16 protein-coding genes are annotated in these 14,361 nt (G+C 69.8%); 9 read left to right on the top strand and 7 right to left on the bottom strand.

All coding sequences use genetic code 11. From position 1 onward, the window contains the following. Positions 1 to 5: 5 nt before the first annotated feature. Entirely contained in the window at positions 6 to 461 is a 456-nt protein-coding gene (locus tag OG625_RS26250) for a MarR family winged helix-turn-helix transcriptional regulator (protein ID WP_329385845.1), read from the bottom strand. Positions 462 to 553: 92 nt separating this feature from the next. Between OG625_RS26250 and OG625_RS26245 the strand changes: the two genes are divergently transcribed. From OG625_RS26245 to OG625_RS26230, 4 genes are all read left to right on the top strand, one after another. Further along, positions 554 to 898, top strand: coding sequence for a DoxX family protein (locus OG625_RS26245; RefSeq protein ID WP_329385842.1), 345 nt, complete (start codon positions 554 to 556; stop codon positions 896 to 898). A gap of 61 nt (positions 899 to 959) precedes the next feature. Beyond that, positions 960 to 2,012 carry an aldo/keto reductase gene (locus OG625_RS26240; protein ID WP_329385839.1) on the top strand — a complete coding sequence of 351 codons (1,053 nt, stop codon included), beginning with the start codon at positions 960 to 962 and terminating at the stop codon, positions 2,010 to 2,012. 21 nt (positions 2,013 to 2,033) lie between these two features. After that, positions 2,034 to 2,627: a TetR family transcriptional regulator gene (locus tag OG625_RS26235; protein WP_329385837.1), complete on the top strand. Its 594-nt coding sequence runs from the start codon at positions 2,034 to 2,036 to the stop codon at positions 2,625 to 2,627. Positions 2,628 to 2,720: 93 nt separating this feature from the next. After that, on the top strand, positions 2,721 to 3,443 hold the full coding sequence (locus OG625_RS26230; protein WP_329385834.1) for a VC0807 family protein: 723 nt from the start codon (positions 2,721 to 2,723) through the stop codon (positions 3,441 to 3,443). Positions 3,444 to 3,515: 72 nt separating this feature from the next. Here the strand turns inward: OG625_RS26230 and OG625_RS26225 are convergent, their stop codons facing one another. Beyond that, positions 3,516 to 4,898, bottom strand: a complete 1,383-nt coding sequence (locus OG625_RS26225) for a glycine--tRNA ligase (protein ID WP_329385831.1) — start codon at positions 4,896 to 4,898, stop codon at positions 3,516 to 3,518. Between the two features lie 156 nt (positions 4,899 to 5,054). On the opposite strand from OG625_RS26225, the gene OG625_RS26220 reads away from it, so the two are divergent. The 4 genes from OG625_RS26220 to OG625_RS26205 are packed head-to-tail and all read left to right on the top strand — an operon-like array spanning position 5,055 to position 8,214. Beyond that, entirely contained in the window at positions 5,055 to 6,053 is a 999-nt protein-coding gene (locus tag OG625_RS26220; RefSeq protein WP_329385828.1) for a metal ABC transporter substrate-binding protein, read from the top strand. Next, on the top strand, positions 6,053 to 6,871 hold the full coding sequence (locus OG625_RS26215) for a metal ABC transporter ATP-binding protein (protein WP_443067775.1): 819 nt from the start codon (positions 6,053 to 6,055) through the stop codon (positions 6,869 to 6,871). The genes OG625_RS26220 and OG625_RS26215 overlap by 1 nt, the downstream gene beginning before the upstream one ends. After that, positions 6,871 to 7,734 (top strand): metal ABC transporter permease, encoded by an 864-nt coding sequence (locus OG625_RS26210; RefSeq protein WP_329385825.1) that lies wholly within the window; start codon positions 6,871 to 6,873, stop codon positions 7,732 to 7,734. The genes OG625_RS26215 and OG625_RS26210 overlap by 1 nt, the downstream gene beginning before the upstream one ends. 51 nt (positions 7,735 to 7,785) lie before the next feature. Beyond that, the gene (locus tag OG625_RS26205; protein ID WP_329385822.1) at positions 7,786 to 8,214 is read left to right on the top strand and encodes a Fur family transcriptional regulator; all 429 of its coding nucleotides are present in this window, start codon (positions 7,786 to 7,788) and stop codon (positions 8,212 to 8,214) included. Here the strand turns inward: OG625_RS26205 and OG625_RS26200 are convergent. The 5 genes from OG625_RS26200 to OG625_RS26180 form a co-directional block, all read right to left on the bottom strand. After that, entirely contained in the window at positions 8,211 to 8,777 is a 567-nt protein-coding gene (locus OG625_RS26200; protein WP_329385819.1) for a YcxB family protein, read from the bottom strand. The two genes, OG625_RS26205 and OG625_RS26200, sit on opposite strands and share 4 nt — an antisense overlap. A gap of 25 nt (positions 8,778 to 8,802) precedes the next feature. After that, complete coding sequence (locus OG625_RS26195) at positions 8,803 to 9,630, bottom strand: isoprenyl transferase (protein ID WP_329385817.1); 828 nt, start codon at positions 9,628 to 9,630, stop codon at positions 8,803 to 8,805. Positions 9,631 to 9,641: 11 nt separating this feature from the next. After that, positions 9,642 to 10,388: a DNA repair protein RecO gene (gene recO / locus OG625_RS26190; protein ID WP_329385813.1), complete on the bottom strand. Its 747-nt coding sequence runs from the start codon at positions 10,386 to 10,388 to the stop codon at positions 9,642 to 9,644. Positions 10,389 to 10,473: 85 nt separating this feature from the next. After that, positions 10,474 to 12,018, bottom strand: a complete 1,545-nt coding sequence (locus tag OG625_RS26185; protein WP_329385810.1) for a nucleobase:cation symporter-2 family protein — start codon at positions 12,016 to 12,018, stop codon at positions 10,474 to 10,476. Positions 12,019 to 12,714: 696 nt separating this feature from the next. Next, positions 12,715 to 13,410, bottom strand: coding sequence for a TerB family tellurite resistance protein (locus tag OG625_RS26180; RefSeq protein WP_329385806.1), 696 nt, complete (start codon positions 13,408 to 13,410; stop codon positions 12,715 to 12,717). Between the two features lie 154 nt (positions 13,411 to 13,564). On the opposite strand from OG625_RS26180, the gene OG625_RS26175 reads away from it, so the two are divergent. After that, positions 13,565 to 14,323, top strand: coding sequence for an SDR family NAD(P)-dependent oxidoreductase (locus OG625_RS26175; protein ID WP_329385804.1), 759 nt, complete (start codon positions 13,565 to 13,567; stop codon positions 14,321 to 14,323). The last annotated feature ends 38 nt before the right edge of the window (positions 14,324 to 14,361 follow it).

Raw genomic sequence — 14,361 nt, 5'->3', positions numbered from 1 at the left:
GGCCGCTATTCGTCGCACTTGAAGTCCTCGGCCGAGGTGTTGACCCGGTCGAGGAGGCCGCGCAGGACCTCGCGCTCCTGACCCGACAGACCGGCGAAGATGCCGTCCTCGACCTCGTCGAGGGCGGCGTTCGTCGTGCCGAGGGCGGCTTCGCCCGCCGCGGTGATGACCACGTTGTGGCGACGGCGGTCGGCGGGGTCCCGGCGGCGTTCGGCCAGGCCGTCGCCCTCCAGGTCGTTCAGGATCCCGACCAGCACGCTCGGGTCCACCTCCAGCCGCTCGGCGAGCGCCCGCTGGCTGATGGGGCCGTCCTCGAGGTGCATCAGCGTCATCGCGTGCCGGGGGGTGAGCCCGGCGACGCCGAGCGCCCTCTTCATGCGGGTCTGGGTGACCGATCCGTGCCAGGCGAGCAGCAGGCCCAGCCGCTGCGGGGGGTGCGATCCGTCCTGATCTGCCGTCATGTGTCACATCGTAGCAATGGAGGAATGATTGCATCGATCATATCGTTGATGATATTCAATGATTAGCCATCACCGATCGTTGGAGACTCCTCATGTTCATCGCCTACGCCGTCGTCGGCGGTCTGCTCGCCCTGGTGCTCACCGCCTCCGCCACCTTCACGCTCCAGCGCAACGACCAGATCGTCGCGAGCATGCAGAAGGTCCAGGTGCCGGACTCCTGGCTGCCGCGACTGGCCACCCTGAAGGCCGCCGGAGCGATCGGCCTGGTCGCGGGCCTGTGGATCACTCCACTCGGGATCGCCGCGGCGACCGGCGTGACCCTCTACTTCATCGGCGCGGTCATCACCCACCTGCGCGCCAAGGACTACGAGCTCGCACCGGCGGCCGTCCTCACGGTGGTCGCGGCGGCCGCCCTGGCGCTGCGGATCCTGTCCTGACGCCCGACACTGACGAGTGACAGATATTGAAATCTGTCACTCGTCATGCCATTCTCGTTCCATGACGACGAACGAGAGCACCATCACGACCACTACCGGCACCCACCGCACCCTCGGCAGCACCGGCCCCACCGTCTTCCCGCTGGGGCTGGGCTGCATGGGGATGTCCGCCCTCTACGGGACGGCCGACCGCGCCGAGTCCATCGCGACGATCCACGCCGCCCTGGACGCGGGCGTCACCTTGCTCGACACCGGCGACTTCTACGGCATGGGGCACAACGAACTGCTGATCAACGAGGCCCTGCGCACCGCGCCCGCCGCGGCCCGCGAGAGGGCGCTGACCAGCGTCAAGTTCGGCGCCCTGCGCACGGTCGAGGGCGGCTTCACCGGCTACGACGGCCGGCCCGAGGCCGTGAAGAACTTCCTTGCCTACTCCCTCCAGCGGCTCGGCCGGGACCACATCGACATCTACCGGATCGCCCGCGTGGACCCGGCCGTGCCGATCGAGGAGACCGTCGGGGCCATCGCCGAGGCGGTCGAGGCCGGACACGTGCGCCACATCGGGCTCTCCGAGGTCGGCTCGGACACCCTGCGCCGGGCCGCCGCCGTGGCCCCGATCTCCGATCTGCAGATCGAGTACTCGCTGATCTCCCGCGGCATCGAGGCCGAGATCCTGCCGACCGCGCGCGAGCTCGGCATAGGCGTGACCGCGTACGGAGTGCTCTCCCGCGGCCTGATCAGCGGCCACTTCACCCGGGACCGCGCGCTGGGCCCCGGCGACTTCCGCGGCATGAGCCCCCGCTTCCAGGGGGACAACCTCGACCGGAACCTCGATCTGGTCGACGCGCTGCGCAAGGTCGCCGAGGGCAAGGGGGTCACCGTCGCCCAGGCCGCCATCGCCTGGGTGCTCGCCCAGGGCCCGCGGCAGGGCGTCGACATCGTGCCGCTGGTCGGCGCCCGGCGCCGGGATCGGCTGGACGAGGCACTGGGCGCCCTGGAGATATCCCTCGGCGCCGGAGACCTGGCCGCCATCGAGGAGGCCGTGCCCGTCGGCGCCGCGGCAGGGGAGCGTTATCCGGCGGCGCAGATGGCCCACCTGGACAGCGAGCGCTGAGCTGGCGGTACGGTCGTACCCATGTCCCCCGCCGCGACCGAGCCCCTGACCCCCGAGCGCATCCTCGAAACCACCGAGGACGTGCTGCGTCGCTTCGGCCCGGCCAAGGCGACCGTGGTGGACGTGGCCCGTGCCCTGGGCGTCAGCCACGGCAGCGTGTACCGGCACTTCCCTTCGAAGGCGGCGCTGCGCGAGGCGGTCACGGACCGCTGGCTCGCCAAGAGCGTGGTCATGCTGGAGGAGATCGCCTCGGCGCCCGCCGAGAGCGCACCCTCCAAGCTGGAGGCCTGGCTGGAGGCGCTCTTCGCGGCCAAGCGCCACAAGTCGGGCGACGATCCCGAGCTGTTCGCCACCTACACGGTGCTGCTCGCCGAGAACAGCGGTGTGGTCGACTCGCACCTGCACGAGCTGATCGACCAGCTGGCCCGGATCATCGCCGAGGGCGTGGCGGCGGGCACGCTCGCCGCGGACGACGTGCCCGCGGCGGCCCGCGCGGTCTTCTACGCCACCGGGCGCTTCCACGACCCGCAGTACGCGGCCGACTGGCACTCGCCCACGATCATCGCCGAGTTCGAGGCGGTCACCGCCCTGGTCATCCGGGGTCTGCGCGCCTGACCCGTCGCTCCCTCGGCGCGTTTGGCTTGTACACGCCACACGGTGTCCTTACGGTCCCCCTACCGCACGCATCAGGCACGTCCAGGGGGAACCATGTCAGTCCAAGAAGCACGACCCGAACCTCCCGCCCGCTCCGGGACCGCGACCGCCCTTGGCTGGATCCTGACCATCGGGCTCAATGTGGTCGCGCCGATCATCACCTACCGCACGCTCGTCGACGACCACGGGTGGAGCGAGTTCTCGGCGCTGCTCCTCAGCAGCGCCTGGCCGGTGCTCGACAGCGTCATCAGCCTGGCCTGGCGGCGCAAGCTCGACGAATTCGCCGTCGTCACCCTGGTGTTCATCGCGATCACGGCCGTCGTCTCGCTCGCCGGCGACCACTCGGCCAGGAGTCTGCTGATCAAGGACTCGGGCATCACCGGGCTGTTCGGGTTGCTCTGCCTGGCCACCCTGTTCGCACCGCGCCCGCTGATGTTCTACTTCGGCCGCAAGTTCGCCACCGACGGCACCCCGGAGAGCACCGCCTGGTGGAACGGCCTGTGGCAGTACGAGGGTTTCCGCACCACCCTGCGCACCATGACCCTGGTCTGGGGCGTGGCCTACGTGATCGAGGGGCTGGTCCGGATCGTGCTGGCGTACGTCCTGGACACCAAGACCATGGTGGTCCTCAGCCCCGTCCTGCTCTACGCGGTGCTGGGCGCCCTGGGCGTCTGGACCGCCCTCTACGGAAAGCGGTCCCAGGCCGAGGGCGAGCGCCGCGCGGCCGAGGCCGAGGCGACCGAGGCGGCTGCCGCCGAGGGCCGTGCGACGGCCTGAAGCACGGGAAAGACCGGTGGCCCGGTGCGCGACATGCGCACCGGGCCACCGGTCCTTCCAACCGTGCCGGACCTAGCAGCCGAGGAGGCGGCTGCCGAGGTAGGTCTGGATCTGGTCCAGGGAGACGCGCTCCTGCTTCATGGTGTCGCGCTCGCGCACGGTCACCGCGTTGTCGTCCAGGGTGTCGAAGTCGACGGTGACGCAGAACGGCGTACCGATCTCGTCCTGGCGGCGGTAGCGGCGGCCGATGGCGCCCGCGTCGTCGAAGTCGATGTTCCAGTTCTTGCGCAGGTCGGCGGCGAGGCCCTTGGCCTTCGGCGACAGCTGCGCGTTGCGGGACAGCGGCAGGACGGCGACCTTGACCGGGGCCAGGCGCGGGTCGAGGCGCATCACGGTGCGCTTCTCCATGACGCCCTTGGCGTTCGGGGCCTCGTCCTCGTTGTACGCGTCGAGCATGAAGGCGAGCATGGCGCGGTTGACACCGGCCGCCGGCTCGATGACGTACGGGGTGTAGCGCTCGCCCGACTCCTGGTCGTGGTAGATCAGGTTCGCGCCCGAGGCGGCGGAGTGGGCCTTGAGGTCGAAGTCCGTGCGGTTGGCGACGCCTTCGAGCTCGGAGAACTCGTTGCCACCGAAGTTGAAGCGGTACTCGATGTCGGCGGTGCGCTTCGAGTAGTGGGACAGCTTCTCCTTCGGGTGGTCGTACCAGCGGATGTTCTCCTCGCGGATGCCGAGGTCGCGGTACCAGTTCCACCGCTCGGCCATCCAGTACTCCTGCCACTGCTCGTCCTCGCCCGGCTTGACGAAGAACTCCATCTCCATCTGCTCGAACTCGCGCGTGCGGAAGATGAAGTTGCCGGGGGTGATCTCGTTGCGGAAGGACTTGCCCATCTGCGCGATGCCGAACGGGGGCTTCTTGCGCGAGGTGGTCTGCACGGTGGCGAAGTTGGTGAAGATGCCCTGGGCGGTCTCGGGGCGCAGGTACGCCTTGGAGCCGGTGTCCTGGGTCGGGCCGAGGTGGGTCTCCAGCATGCCGGAGAACTGCTTGGGCTCGGTGAACTGACCCTTCACGCCGCAGTGGGGACAGTTGACGTCGGCGAGGCCGTTGGCGGGCAGGCGGCCGTGCTTGGCCTCGTACGCCTCTTCCAGGTGGTCCGCGCGGTGCCGCTTGTGACAGGCGGTGCACTCGGTCAGCGGGTCCGAGAAGGTCGCGACGTGACCGGAGGCCACCCAGACCTCGGGGGCCAGGATCACGGACGAGTCGATACCGACGATGTCCTCACGCCCGGTGACCATCGCCTTCCACCACTGGCGCTTGATGTTCTCCTTGAGCTCGACACCCAGCGGGCCGTAATCCCAGGCGGCCTTGGAGCCGCCGTAGATCTCACTGCACGGGAAAACGAAGCCACGGCGCTTGCTCAGGCTGACGATGGTGTCGATCTTGTCGGCGGCCACGGTGCTCTCTTCATTACGAGGACGAACGGCGAAGTCTTTAGGTTACCGGCGCCCGCACCTCCCCTTTCAAATCGGGACCCCCCTTCCACGCCCCCTCCGCGGGCCCCTCACCAGCGTTTTTGACAATCGTTTCCATCTTTGATGAAAATGGATGTCATGAACGTACGACGCCTCATACCCACCGCCGCCCTCGCCGCCGCCGTCGCCCTCGGTGCCACGGCCCTCACCGCCTGCTCCGGCGCCACGGCCGCCGATGGCGGCAAGGACGGCAAGCTCGACGTGACGGCGTCGTTCTACCCGATGCAGTTCCTCGCCGAGCAGATCGGCAAGGACCACGTGAAGGTCGACATCCTGACCAAGCCGGGCGTCGAACCGCACGACCTGGAGATCACGCCGAAGCAGGCCACGAAGCTCGGCGAAGCCGACGTGATCCTCTACCTCAAGACCCTTCAGCCCGCCGTCGACAAGGCCGTCGCCCAGTCCGGCGTCAAGAACATCGTCGACGCCGCCGCCCTCACCAAGCTGGAGGCCCACGGCAGCGAGCCCGGCCACGGCGAGGCCGGCCACGAGCACACCGACGGCGACGAGCACGCCCACGAACAAGAAGGGGACGGCCACGCCCACGGCGAGGCCGGCGAGGACCCGCACGTCTGGCTCGACCCCACCAAGTACGCGGAGATCGCCCAGGGCGTCGGCGCGGCCCTGAAGAAGGCCGACCCGGACCACGCGGCGGACTACGACAAGAACACCGCCGAGCTGGTCGGCAAACTGGGCGCGCTGGACACCGAGTTCAAGGACGGCCTGAAGAACACGGCCACCAAGACCTTCATCACCACCCACTCCGCCTTCGGCTACCTCGCCGAGCGCTACGGCCTGGACCAGGAGTCGATCTCCGGGGTCGACCCGCAGTCCGAGCCCAGCCCGGCCCGGATGAAGGAGCTCCAGGCGGTCGCGAAGAAGGACAATGTCTCCACGGTGTTCTTCGAGACCCTGGCCAGCGACAAGACCGCGAAGAGCCTCGCGGGGGACACCGGCCTCAAGACCGATGTCCTCGACCCGCTCGAGGGAATCACCGACAAGTCCCAGGGCGCTGACTACTTCGAGGTCATGCGGTCCAACCTGAAGAACCTCCAGAAGGCGCTCGGAGCCAAGTAATGACAGCAGCAACGGAGGCGCGAGCCATGCAGTCCACGCCCCGACGGGACGACGACCAGCCCGTCATATCCCTGCGCGGGGCCACGGCCTCGCTCGGCTCGCGCCCCGTGCTGCGCGGGATCGACCTCACCGTCCACCGCGGTGAGGTCGTCGCGCTGCTCGGAGCCAACGGCTCCGGCAAGTCCACGGCCGTCCGCGCCGTGGTCGGCCAGGTCCCGCTCACCGACGGCTCCCTCTCCCTCTTCGGCACCGACTTCAAGCGCTTCCGCGACTGGTCGCGCATCGGGTACGTCCCGCAGCGCACCACCGCCGCCAGCGGAGTCCCTGCCACCGTCCGCGAGGTCGTCTCCGCCGGCCGGCTCGCCCGCTCCCGCTTCGGATTCCTGCGCAGGGCCGACAAGGCCGCCGTGGAGCGGGCCCTCGCCCTCGTCGACATGGAGTCGTACGCCGACGCCTCCGTCGACGCCCTCTCCGGCGGCCAGCACCAGCGCGTACTCATAGCCCGGGCCCTCTCCGTGGAGCCCGAACTGCTGATCATGGACGAGCCGATGGCCGGCATCGACCTCGCCAACCAGGAGGTCCTCGCGAGCGCCGTGCGCGAGCAGGTCGCCGCCGGCACCACCGTCCTCCTCGTCCTGCACGAGCTGGGCCCGCTGGAGCCGCAGATCGACCGCGCCGTCGTCCTGCGCGACGGCTGCGTCGTCCACGACGGCCCGCCCCCGGAGGCCGTCGGCCAGCACGCGCTGCCCGGCCACGACCACGTACACCCCCACGCGGCGCACGACGCCGAGCCCCTGCGGACGGGACTGCTGAGCTGATGGACATCCTCGACTCCCCCCTCATGGTGCGCGCGCTGATCGCCGCCGCCCTGGTGGGCATCACCGCGCCCGCGATCGGCACCTATCTCGTCCAGCGCCGCCAGGCGGTCATGGGCGACGGTCTCGGCCACGTCGCCATGACCGGCGTCGCGCTGGGCTTCGTGCTCAACACCAGCCCGGTCTGGATGGCCACCCTGGTCGCCGTCCTCGGCGCGACCGTCATGGAGTACATCCGCTCCCGCGGCAAGACCAGCGGCGACGTCGCGCTCGCCATGCTGTTCTACGGCGGCCTCGCCGGCGGCGTCATGATCATCAGCGTGGGAGGCGGTTCCACGAGCAATCTCCTCAGCGCCATGTTCGGCTCGATCACCACCGTCCTGCCCGAGGACGTCATCGCCGTGGTGGTCCTCGCGGCGTTCGTCCTCGCCGTCACCCTCGGGCTGCGCAGGCAGCTCTTCGCCGTCTGCCAGGACGAGGAGTTCGCCCGGGTCACCGGCCTGCCGGTGCGCGCGCTCAACCTGCTGATCGCCGTGACCGCCGCGGTCACCGTCACCGTCGCCATGCGCATCGTGGGCCTGCTGCTGGTCAGCGCCCTGATGGTGATCCCGGTGGCGGCCGCCCAGCGCGTCACCCGCGGGTTCGCCGCGACCCTGTCGCTGTCCATGGTGATCGCCCTGCTGGTCTCCCTGACCGGGACGGTGACCACGTACTACGTCAACGCGCCCTCCGGTGCGACCATCGTGCTGCTCGCCATCGCCGTCTTCATGGTGATGACCGCCGTGTCCACGCCGCTGGCGCGGCGGCGTGCCAGAGCGGCCCGCGCCGCCGAAGAGGTGTGCACCCGGGACGACGTGAAGGTCTAGGGCCTGCCGTCGCCTGGCACAATGACCGGAGGCCTATACGAGGAGGAACCGGTGGCGACTGCGCCTGGCGAGATGAACGCGCCAGTACGAGGACGATCCACCCGGCAGCGAGCCGCAGTGGCGGCCGCGCTGGACGAGGTGGACGAGTTCCGCAGCGCCCAGGAACTCCACGACATGCTCAAGCACCGTGGCGACTCCGTGGGCCTGACCACCGTGTACCGCACTCTCCAGTCGCTCGCGGACGCCGGTGAGGTCGACGTCCTGCGCACCAGCGACGGCGAGTCCGTCTACCGCCGCTGCTCGACCGGGGAACACCACCACCACCTGGTCTGCCGCAAGTGCGGCAAGGCGGTCGAGGTGGAGGGCCCGGCGGTGGAGAAGTGGGCGGAGTCCATCGCGGCCGAGCACGGCTACGTGAACGTGGCCCACACGGTGGAGATCTTCGGCACCTGCGCGGACTGCGCCGCCGCGGCGTCCTAGACCCGCGTCAGGTTCCCGTCCAGGATCGCCCGCAGCCGGTCCGCGTCCTCGGGGGCCGCGAGGCCGCGCTTGGGCAGCACCATCACCATGATCGCCTGCTTGTCCCCGGAGAACACCGCGAAGTGGTCCGGCGTCTCGGCGTAGTGGGCCAGAGCGGCCCACTGGTGGTGGCTGGAGGACCGTGACCCGGTGACGGCCACCCCGTCTCCGTCGACGACCGCCCTGCAGTCGCCCGCCGCCTCCAGCACCCCCCGGTAGGCCCGGGCCATGATCCGGTGGCCGGAGAACACGAACACCCAGCTGAACACGATGACCGTGAGCAGCCCCACCGTCACGGGGGCCACCTCGCCGTCCTGCACGATCATCGCCGCGGCCGGCACGGGGCCCAGCAGGCCCGTGTAGATCCACGGCCGACGCTGACGGCGCCCGGCCCGGGTCTTGTTGCGGGCGCGCAGCGCCTCGGCCATGTCCGCCGTCGTCGGCGTGTAGTGGAGCTCGACCGCCTGTCCACCCGCTGCCGGCTCGTGTATCCGGTACAGCTGATCCCCACCCATGTCGTCCATGAGCGGGGATCCTAAGGGAGGGGGGTCAGCCCGCCGCGCCGGGGCCCTCGGGCTGGTTCGGGACGGCGCCGCCGAAACGGCGGTCGCGCTGGGCGTACTCCAGGCAGGCCGCCCAGAGGTTGCGGCGGTCGAAGTCGGGCCACAGCACGTCCTGGAAGACCATCTCGGCGTAGGCGCTCTGCCAGAGCAGGTAGTTGGAGGTGCGCTGCTCGCCGCTGGGCCGCAGGAAGAGGTCCACGTCCGGCATGTCCGGGTAGTAGATGTACTTCGCGAAGGTCTTCTCGTTCACCTTCGACGGGTCCAGCTTCCCGGCCGCGACGTCGCGGGCGATGGCCTGCGCCGCGTCCGCGATCTCCGCGCGGCCGCCGTAGTTCACGCAGAAGTACAGGGTCATCGCGTCGTTGTCGACGGTCTGCTCCTGGGCGATCTGGAGCTCCTGGACGACCGACTTCCACATCTTCGGCATGCGGCCGACCCAGCGGATGCGGATGCCCAGCTCGTTCATCTCGTCGCGGCGGCGGCGGATGACGTCGCGGTTGAAGTTCATCAGGAAGCGGACTTCGTCGGGCGAGCGCTTCCAGTTCTCCGTCGAGAAGGCGTAGAGGGAGAGGTTCTTGACGCCCATCTCCAGGCAGCCCTTGAGCACGTCGAGCACGACGCCCTCGCCGACCTTGTGGCCCTCGGTACGCGGCAGACCGCGCTCCTTGGCCCAGCGGCCGTTGCCGTCCATGACGATCGCGACGTGGTTCGGGACCAGTTCGCCGGGGATCTTCGGGGGGCGCGCACCGGACGGGTGCGGCTCGGGAACCTTGTACTCGCGGCGAGAGCGTCCCAGAATCCCGCGTCGTGCCATGTGCCCAGCTCCTATTTCTCGACGTATCGCAGGGAGCGTAGCCCGCGCTCCAGATGCCAGTGCAAATAGGCCGAGACCAGCCCGCTGCCCTCCCGGACATGCCTCGCCTCGCAGGCGTCGGCATACCCCCAGTCGCCCGTCAGCAGCGCGCTGAGCAGGGCGATGGCCTCCGACGAGGGTACGACGCTGCCGGGCACCCGGCAGTCCCCGCATATCACCCCGCCCGCGGCGACGGAGAAGTGCCGGTTGGGGCCGTGGATCCCGCACTTCGCGCAGTCCTGGAAGCTTGGCGCGTAGCCGTTGACGGCGAGGGAGCGCAGCAGGAAGGCGTCGAGGATGAGATGCGGTTCGTGTTCGCCGCGCGAGAGGGTGCGCAGGGCTCCGACGAGCAGCAGGTACTGCTGGACGGCGGGCTCGCCCTCGTTCTCGGCGAAGCGCTCGGCGGTCTCCAGCATCGCGGTACCGGCGGTGTAACGGGCGTAGTCGGTGACGATGCCGTTGCCGTACGGGGCGATGATCTCGGTCTGGGTGCAGAGCGGGAGGCTGCGGCCGATCAGCTCGTTGCCGCGCGCGAAGAACTGCACGTCGGCGTGGGAGAAAGGTTCCAGCCGGGCCCCGAACTTGGACTTCGTACGCCGTACCCCGCGGGCGACCGCCCGGACCTTGCCGTGGCCCCGGGTGAGCAGCGTGATGATGCGGTCCGCCTCACCCAGCTTCTGGGTGCGCAGCACGATGCCGTCGTCGCGGAACAGACTCATGGGCCCATTGTCACCTGTACGGGCACAGCGATGGCCCCTCGTCCGGATGAGCGTCCGGACGAGGGGCCAGCACCCCTTGGGAGGATCAGGAGGAGGCGGGCGTCTCCGTCTCGTCCGCCTTCTCGGCGCCGGCCGGGGCCTTCTCGGCTCCTACCGGGGCCTTCTCGGCGCCAGCCGAAACCTTCTCGGCGTCGTCCGCGGCCTTCTCGGCTCCGGCCGGGGCGGCCACCGGCTGGAGCGGCAGCTCGGCCTTCGGAGCGTCGTGGGCGTCGTCCTTGCCCATGCCGTTGAAGACCAGGTTGAGGACGATGGCCGCAGTGGCACCCAGGGTGACACCACTGTTGAGGAGCGAGGACAGGTCCCCGTCCATGTACTTGTCGCTGAAGAAGACCGGGACGGTCGCGGGGAGCAGCGCGAAGGCGAGGGAGACGCCGACGATCAGCGCGTTCTTCTCCTCCTTGAGGTCCACCTTGGCCAGGGTCTGGATACCGGCCAGGGCGACCATGCCGAACATGACGGTCGCGGCGCCGCCGAGGACGCCGTGCGGGACGGCGGCGACGATGGCGGCGGCCTTGGGCAGCAGACCCAGGATGATCATGAACACGCCGGCTGCGACGACCACGAACCGGCTCTTGACCTTCGTCATGCGCACCAGGCCGACGTTCTCGGCGAAGGCGACGTACGGGAAGGAGTTGAGGACACCACCGAGGGCGGTCGCGGCACCGTCGGCACGCAGGGCGCGGGCCACGGTCTCGCTGTCGACCTCCTTGCCGACGATGTCACCGACGGCGTAGGTGTCGCCGGTCGTCTCGACCATGGTGATCAGCATGACGATGAGCATCAGGACGATCGGGAACCACTCGAACTTCGGCATGCCGAAGTGGAAGGGGGTGGTGACACCGATCCAGTCGGACTGGCTGACGTCGCCGAACTTCGCGTCCCCGAGGAGGAAGGCCACGGCGGTGCCGACGACCAGGCCGAGGAGGATCGAGATGCTGGAGAGGAACGGCCGGCCGATCTTCATCAGGACGAGGATGAAGAGCATCGTGCCGCCGGCGTAGGCGAAGTTCTTCGGGTCGCCGAAGTCGGGGCTGCCGAGGCCGCCCGCCGCGTCGTTCAGGCCGACGGGGATCAGAACGATGCCCAGAACGGTGATCACCGTGCCGGTGACGACCGGCGGGAACAGCCGCATGACCGTCTTGAAGGCCTTGGCCGGCAGCCAGGCGAAGGCGAAGGTCGCGATGCCCGCGGTGATGACCGCGCCGTAGATGACGAGCAGAGCCGCTGTACCACCCCCCGCGCCGAGGCCGATGGCGATCATCGGGGAGACGGCCGTGAAGGTCACGCCCTGGATCAGTGGCAGTCGCGCGCCGATCCGGCCGATGCCGAAGGCCTGGATGATCGAGGCGATACCGCAGGTGAACAGGTCCGCGTTGATCAGGTAGACGAGCTCTTGAGGGCTCAGCTTCAGCGCGTTGCCGACAATGATCGGGACGATCACCGCGCCGGCGTAGAACGCGAGTACGTGCTGGAAGCCGTACAGCGCGAGCTTGGGGAGGGGGAGCACCTCGTCGACCGGGTGCGTGCTCTGCTCTCCACTGGTGGAAAGCCGGGCGGCGACACGTGCCATCTCTGCCTTGCCCTTCAATGAGGTAGGTAATTGAGAGGAGATCTGGTTATCCCCGGCCGGAGTGGGTCGCTATCCCGTTGATCCGCCGGGGTTGTCAGTGCGTTCACGTTGATGTGCATCGAGGCCGCGCCGCGCTGGCGGCGCCTTCTCGTCGTGTGACCGGAATTGAACGCCTGTGTGGGGCCTCACAGATATCGTCGACTTACACAAATTGTTGACTCTCCTGCGAGGCTGCTCTGTAGGTTTCTACAGTGGTGCGGGTTCCTCCGGCGGGGTATGCGCAGAGCCCTCCAAGGGGCACCGTTCCGTCTGCGCGGCAGCGAAGGGCACATGCCCTGACGTGCGGTTACCGGCTCCTGGAGCGCTCGGCGACGCGCAATCGGAGGCACGACTCCGGCCGTCCAACTGGTGGACTCCCGGTGTGTGGAGGAGTCGCGTCCGGCGTTCACATGACGTTCACGGGACCCGAAATCGGCCCTGCGAGGCCGGATCGTTACGTCCTGGGGGCGTGATTCGGACGGATCGCGTCCGCTCAGCGGGCGCCCAACACCTGCATCGCGCCGTTTAGCCGCTTACCGGATCGCTCCACGCGGTGAGCGATCCGATGGCGGGGCACGCATCGCCGGCCGTCGGCCTCACCGCCCAGGGGGTCGCCGACGTGCGCGGTTCATCGCCGGGACGCCCCGGCAAGGCCGGTCAGGGTGCCCGGACCGCCGACAGCAGCCGGCCCACCTCGTCCACGTCGATGCGCAGCGCCGCGCCGACGGTGGAGAGCACCTCGCGCTCGGCCGGGGTGTACGGGCCGTCCGCGAGTGCGATGCGGGCGCCCTGGAGCAGGATCGACTCGCGCCCCGGTCCCGCCAGGTGCGGTGCCAGCGGCTCCAGGGCCTCGTGGAGCTCGATGGACAGTGCGGCCCCGCAGCACTCGGGGACGTCGTACAGCCCGAGCCGGCCCTCGTCCGCGGTCAGCGCCGCCACGAGGGCCTCCAGCTGCTCCTCGGTGCAGTCGGGGAACCCGGCGGCCCGTACGGCGCCCACCGCGGCCTCCAGCGCCCCGCGGGAGGCCGTCCCGCCCGCCGCGAGCACGGCGAGGCTCACGGTGTGCACGGCGTCGCGCAGCATCGCCGTGAAGCGGGTGGTGGTGAGGTGGTCCAGGACCTCGGTGTCGAAGCGGTCGCGGCAGCCCTGGCACTCGACGATCGGCCCGGCGTGCCCGCGCGGCAGCAGCGGCACCCCGAGGACGGTGAACCTGCGGCGCCCTGTGCGCCTGCGGTAGTTGCGGTCGCCACCGCAGGAGGGGCAGAAGAACTCCCCGTCCCCCACGGTGCTCCAGGTGGTACGGATGCCCCAGACCGTCAGCTTCCGGCCGTCCCCACCACGAACTGGCAGCACGTCGCACCTCCGTAACCTTCCGGCAACATCGCCGGGTTGGCGTGATGTTAGCCACATAGATGAGGCCGCGTCAGTCGTGTGACAGGACAACATGTCCCACCGCCCGGACTTGGCCGATCCGTGCCCCCCACCGCCGAGCCCTAAGGTCTGCCCCATGAACGAGAAGTCCTGCCTGGTGACGGGCGCCGCGAGCGGGATCGGCCGGGCCACCGCCGCGCTGCTGGCCCGCTCGGGGGCCCGGGTCACCGCGGCCGACATCAATGGCCCCGGCGTCGAGTCCCTGCGTACATCGCTTGCCGCCGAGGGGTTCGGCATCACCACGGTGACCGGTGACGTGTCCGATCCGGAGGCCAACCTCGCGATGGTCGCCGCCGCGGTCGGGGCTTACGGACGCCTCGACGTCGCCGTGGCGAACGCCGGGGTGCTCCCTCTTTCGGATGTACGGGAGACCAGCCCGGAGGACTGGGACCACGTCATGGCGATCGACGGCCGCGGCATGTTCCTCACCTGCAAGTACGCCATCGAGGCGATGACCGCGCAGGAGCGGCCCGGCGGGGCGCTGGTCTGCGTGTCCTCGATCTCGGGGGTGGCCGGGCAGGCCCGGCAGGCCGCGTACGGCCCGGCGAAGTTCGTCGCGTCGGGGCTGACCAAGCACCTCGCGGTGGAGTGGGCGGCGCGCGGGATCCGGGTCAACGCGGTGGCCCCCGGCACCATCCGTACGGAGCGGGTGCTGGCCCTGGACGACGAGCCGGGCGGCCCCGAGTACCTGGCGGAGATGTCCGCCGCGCACCCGATGGGCCGGCTCGGCGAGCCGGAGGAGGTGGCGCGGGTCATCGCCTTCCTGGCCTCCGACGCCGCTTCGTTCGTGACGGGCGTGGTGCTTCCGGTGGACGGCGGCTACCTGGCCCGCTGAGCGCGCTGGGCCTGCTGACGCACCCCGGCCGGGAACGG

The organism is Streptomyces sp. NBC_01351 (assembly GCF_036237315.1).
Taxonomy (GTDB): domain Bacteria; phylum Actinomycetota; class Actinomycetes; order Streptomycetales; family Streptomycetaceae; genus Streptomyces.
Note: the sequence above shows the minus strand (reverse complement) of the source record. Positions and strands in the feature narration are given on the sequence as shown.

Coding starts and splice junctions, on each gene's coding strand:
- OG625_RS26250 (WP_329385845.1), bottom strand. CDS start 461: ATGACGGCAGATCAGGACGGATCGCACCCCCCGCAGCGGCTGGGCCTG.
- OG625_RS26245 (WP_329385842.1), top strand. CDS start 554: ATGTTCATCGCCTACGCCGTCGTCGGCGGTCTGCTCGCCCTGGTGCTC.
- OG625_RS26235 (WP_329385837.1), top strand. CDS start 2,034: ATGTCCCCCGCCGCGACCGAGCCCCTGACCCCCGAGCGCATCCTCGAA.
- OG625_RS26175 (WP_329385804.1), top strand. CDS start 13,565: ATGAACGAGAAGTCCTGCCTGGTGACGGGCGCCGCGAGCGGGATCGGC.
- OG625_RS26185 (WP_329385810.1), bottom strand. CDS start 12,018: ATGGCACGTGTCGCCGCCCGGCTTTCCACCAGTGGAGAGCAGAGCACG.
- OG625_RS26200 (WP_329385819.1), bottom strand. CDS start 8,777: ATGGACGACATGGGTGGGGATCAGCTGTACCGGATACACGAGCCGGCA.
- recO (WP_329385813.1), bottom strand. CDS start 10,388: ATGAGTCTGTTCCGCGACGACGGCATCGTGCTGCGCACCCAGAAGCTG.
- OG625_RS26230 (WP_329385834.1), top strand. CDS start 2,721: ATGTCAGTCCAAGAAGCACGACCCGAACCTCCCGCCCGCTCCGGGACC.
- OG625_RS26195 (WP_329385817.1), bottom strand. CDS start 9,630: ATGGCACGACGCGGGATTCTGGGACGCTCTCGCCGCGAGTACAAGGTT.
- OG625_RS26215 (WP_443067775.1), top strand. CDS start 6,053: ATGACAGCAGCAACGGAGGCGCGAGCCATGCAGTCCACGCCCCGACGG.
- OG625_RS26220 (WP_329385828.1), top strand. CDS start 5,055: ATGAACGTACGACGCCTCATACCCACCGCCGCCCTCGCCGCCGCCGTC.
- OG625_RS26240 (WP_329385839.1), top strand. CDS start 960: ATGACGACGAACGAGAGCACCATCACGACCACTACCGGCACCCACCGC.
- OG625_RS26210 (WP_329385825.1), top strand. CDS start 6,871: ATGGACATCCTCGACTCCCCCCTCATGGTGCGCGCGCTGATCGCCGCC.